Here is a 4,466-nt window from a genome sequence, read left to right as displayed (position 1 = left end):
CTCCAGGTAATCCTTGTGGGCCGGCTGGACCTTGGGCACCGTCTGCTCCGTCTGCTCCAGGTAATCCTTGTGGGCCTTGGGCACCATCTGCTCCGTCGGCTCCAGGTAATCCTTGTGGGCCTTGGGCACCATCTGCTCCATCGGCTCCAGGTAATCCTTGTGGGCCTTGGGCACCATCTGCTCCGTCGGCTCCAGGTAATCCTTGTGGGCCTTGGGCACCATCTGCTCCAGGTAATCCTTGTGGGCCTTGGGCACCATCTGCTCCATCAGCTCCAGGTAATCCTTGTGGGCCTTGGGCACCATCTGCTCCCGCTGGACCAGTTAAATTTGAAGTTGTAAAACTTGAACCATCAGTGTAATTAAAAGTATAAGTACCATCTCCATTATTAACAGTACCGTTAATTCCATTTCCATCTGCACCATCCACTCCATTCACGGAAGAAGCTTCCCAAGAATCTCCATCCCAATAAAAAATATTACCAGTATTTGTGTTTACGTAGATATCGCCAACTTCAGCTCCCGTAGGTGTTGTAGCTCCCGGAGTTGTGACATCAGTTCCGCTAAGCACTTCACAATTACATTGATCCTGTAATGTAACTGTTGTTTGGGAGAACCCAATTGCCGTAACAAAAAGAAAGAGTGCAATACTTAAGCTCTTTTTCATGGTTAGAATTGTATTTAACATCGTAGGTATATGTTTTCTATTTATGTACTTCAAACTATATTTTAGTTAGTAGTGTTTTATCTAATTTCCGTTTTGTGTATAACTACACGCTACAAAATTAGTTTTAAGATGAGCTGAGTAAAATAATTGTTGTGTATCTATATAATCACACGGTATAGCATCCAAAAAATGAGGTGAACAGATTTATTTCAAATGCTTTTTATCGATAAATTCAATAATATCAAGGAGTATGAAAGACATAAAATAATTAAAGAAGTAAGATTTTTCTCAATTAAAAGATGTAATATTTAATTACTTTTTGATTAACACCTTTAGTACTTTCTGCAATTCTTAAATTTTTCAGTGTTTTATAAAGTCTTTACTAAGAGCTGTTACAGTTTTGCTCTATTAATAAAACAATTAATAATGGTGTTTCCAAAACTAATAGTTAGGTCATAGAATCTAATTAAAAAAGAAGGGGATTTACTATAATAATTAATCAATTAATTAGTGATTTGATATTATTGAGAGTTAAAATAGTTAAATATAATTAATGATTCTTATTCTAAAATAATGAATTCAGAACGCCTGTTGAGTTGGTGTTTTTCACTTGGGCAAGGTACTCCATTACCACATTCATTAAGTAATTTTTCTTCGCCGAAGCCTTCACCATCTATTCTAGTTGATGAAATACCCTTGCTTATCATATATTTTACAGTCGCATCAGCACGTTTTTGAGATAGCCATAAATTATATGCATCATTACCTCGACTATCTGTGTGAGCATTTACTTTAATTCTCAAACTGGGGTATTTTTCCATAGCTACAATAACCTTTTGAATTTCGATTTCAGCATCTGGTCTAATATCGAATTTATTGAGGTCAAAATATATAGTACTTAATTGTAATAGTTTTGCCAAATCATCACCAAATCCACCGCTAACTATATCTCTTTCTAGATAGAAATCAACAATTTGAGGCTTTCCGTATGATTTTGAAAGATATTCTTCTGAAGGAACATAACCTTCCATTAAAGCTCTTACAAAATTACCTTTGTTACAGTCCAAACCTAATGAATACTCTCCCTTGGCATCCGTAATAGTTGAAGAAACTTCATTGTTTTCTTCATCAATAATCTTAACAGTTGCACCGACTAAAATTTCATTAGAAATTCTATCCCTAACCGTACCAGTGACGTCTTGTAAACAATCTAATTGAATGGGCTCGTTCTCAACAAATCCATAAATATCATCTTCACCAAGTCCATCTAATCGATTCGAAGCAAAAAATCCTTTTTTACTTTCTTGATCCATAATAAATGAAAAATCGTCGAATTTGGTATTAATAGGCTCACCAACGTTCACAATAGGCTGATCGTACTCTTCAAAAGCAATCTTTGTTGCAAAAACATCTAACCCTCCTAAACCTGAATGACCATCGGAAGAGAAATACAGAACATCATCGGAAGTAATAAATGGAAAAGTCTCTCTTGCTGTGGTATTTATTGTTTTCCCAAGATTTACTGGAGAACCATATGTACCATCACCTATGATTTGAACTTTAAAAATATCTGACTCACCTAATGTACCTGGCATGTCTGATGCAAAATAAAGTGCTTTCTCATCTGGACTTAATGCAGGGTGAGCTATTGAATAACTATCACTATTAAATGGTAATTCTGTTATATCAATCCATTCCCCATCAACAAATTTCGCCTCATATATCTTTAAACGTGTGGTACCTTTATCATCTTTATATTTTTTACCATCTAGAAAATTATTTCTAGTAAAATACATAGTCGTACCATCTTTTGTAACTATGGATGTTGATTCATGAAGTCTTGTATTGACATCTCCTAGAACCTTTTGAACTATGTTATCTGAAGCATCATTATCCTTAACAATAAAAAGATCCAGAAAATCCTTAGAATTCCAAGTATGGCGATATCTTGCAAAATTACCCGTATCTCTATCAGATGAGAATATTAACCCATTATTATAAAAAGCAGGAGCAAAATCTGAATATTTTGAATTATACTTGAATTGTTCAATATCATATCGTCCAGAATTCTCTTTAATCTTTTCTAAATAATCAAAGATTTTTGTTTTGCCATCATTATCTGGATTAGTTTTTTCTGCAAATCTAGTCATCATAATATTTGACTTTTGATAATCACCAAGAGTCTTTAATGTTTGAGCATATCTAAACAAATAATCAGGGGTAATTACAGAATCATACTTTTGAACTAATTTTTCATAAATAGAAGCTGCATCTTCATACTTTCCGTTATAATAATAGGCATTACCAAGTTTCTTTAAGATGTCTGAAGATTCATATCCTTTTTCCAAAACCTTTTCATAAATATCAATGGCAGGACGAAAGGAATATTCGTCATACTTTTGATTAGCACGTTCTAAAATACGTTCCTGTGAAAAAGAGTAAAAGTGAACTCCTAATAAGGCAATTGTAAAAAGAAGTAATTTTTTTAACATGCTGTATTATTTAGAAAAAACGAGGTGATACTGTACGTTGGAATTTCTTTAAAAGCTCTAATCGTAAAAAAACTTCAAAAGATCCTTCATTAAATCTAGTACCACCAAGATCAGTTGTTTCCTTATCATATGCTAAGCCCAACATAATCTGTTCTGAAATTTGAAAACCTGCTAATGCGCTAACAGCAGCATCCCATCGGTATGCAGCTCCGAAACTAAATTTGTCATTAAATAAAAAGTTCGCTGAAAGATCCACTTGTAAAGGAGCTCCACCAACAGCCTTTGTTAATATGGCAGGTTTGAACTTTAAATTTCCATTTAAATCAAAAACATAACCAGTGATTAAATAAAAATTAATGCGTTCCGTAGCAAGAAAGTTTATTCCATTTGCGTCAGAGCTATTATTATCAAAATATTCTGTTTCCAAAATATTTGGAGCAGAAAATCCTGCGTAAAACTTATCAGTATGGTAGTAAACTCCTAAACCAAAATTTGGAGAAAACTGATTATCAATATTGTCTTGTTGTACAACTTCTTCATCAAAATTTCTTAAACCTGCAAAATCAAGGCTCAACATATTTCCACCGCCTTTTAAACCGAAAGACAATTTTGCATTCTGAGAAACGTCTAAGGTATAAGATATTACCGCATCTAAGTATGTTTCTTGAACAACACCATCACCAATATTGTCATTCACAATTGAAATACCATAACCAAGACGACTATTTCGTATTGGAGAATGTAAATTAATGGTGAACGTTTCCGGAGCTCCTTCAAGTCCAACCCATTGCGAACGATACAAACCAGCAAAAGAAAGTTGGCCTCGTGAGCCAGCATAAGCAGGATTAACACTTAATGTGTTAAACATGTATTGCGTATATTGGGCATCTTGCTGGGCTATTAAGCCCTCAAAGGTCAATACCAGAAATAAAACTGGAATCCAAATACCTTTTTTAATACTATTGATTTTCAACATATTATCTGCTTATGTATAGATATTCAGAATCAGTAAATCTTCCTTCATCTGTTTCATATTCAAATATATAAAAATATACTCCCGGTGGAAGGTAGTCATCAACGCTTAAAGTAGAGCGACCTTTTGATCTACCATCAAAAACATTATTAACATTATTATAGTTGGTTCCTTCGTATACGGCTACACCCCATCTATTAAAAATCTTGAGAGTATTTGACCTTACATTTTCAAGACCTCTAATAAATAAGAAGTCATTTTTAAGATCCCCATTTGGAGTCAAAATTTGATTTACCTCTATCTCCTCATTACTAGAAGGTGGAGGAGTATCATCTAT

At 34.2% G+C, this 4,466-nt stretch carries 3 protein-coding genes and 1 pseudogene; all 4 read right to left on the bottom strand.

The features are described 5' to 3' along the window. Positions 1–664 (bottom strand): annotated as a pseudogene (locus RM542_RS14740) (hypothetical protein); the annotation flags it as partial. 560 nt (positions 665–1,224) lie between these two features. After that, a complete protein-coding gene (locus RM542_RS14735) occupies positions 1,225–3,156 on the bottom strand; it encodes an OmpA family protein (RefSeq protein WP_311386515.1) in 1,932 nt (643 codons plus the stop codon). A gap of 10 nt (positions 3,157–3,166) precedes the next feature. Then, entirely contained in the window at positions 3,167–4,132 is a 966-nt protein-coding gene (locus tag RM542_RS14730; RefSeq protein ID WP_311386514.1) for a type IX secretion system membrane protein PorP/SprF, read from the bottom strand. 1 nt (position 4,133) lies between these two features. Then, the coding region (locus RM542_RS14725; RefSeq protein WP_311386513.1) for a gliding motility-associated C-terminal domain-containing protein at positions 4,134–4,466 on the bottom strand (333 nt) is incomplete at its 5' end.

The sequence above is a fragment of the Croceitalea sp. P059 genome, assembly GCF_031846365.1.
In the GTDB taxonomy this organism is placed as follows: domain Bacteria; phylum Bacteroidota; class Bacteroidia; order Flavobacteriales; family Flavobacteriaceae; genus Croceitalea; species Croceitalea vernalis.
This window is presented reverse-complemented; position numbering and strand designations above follow the sequence as displayed.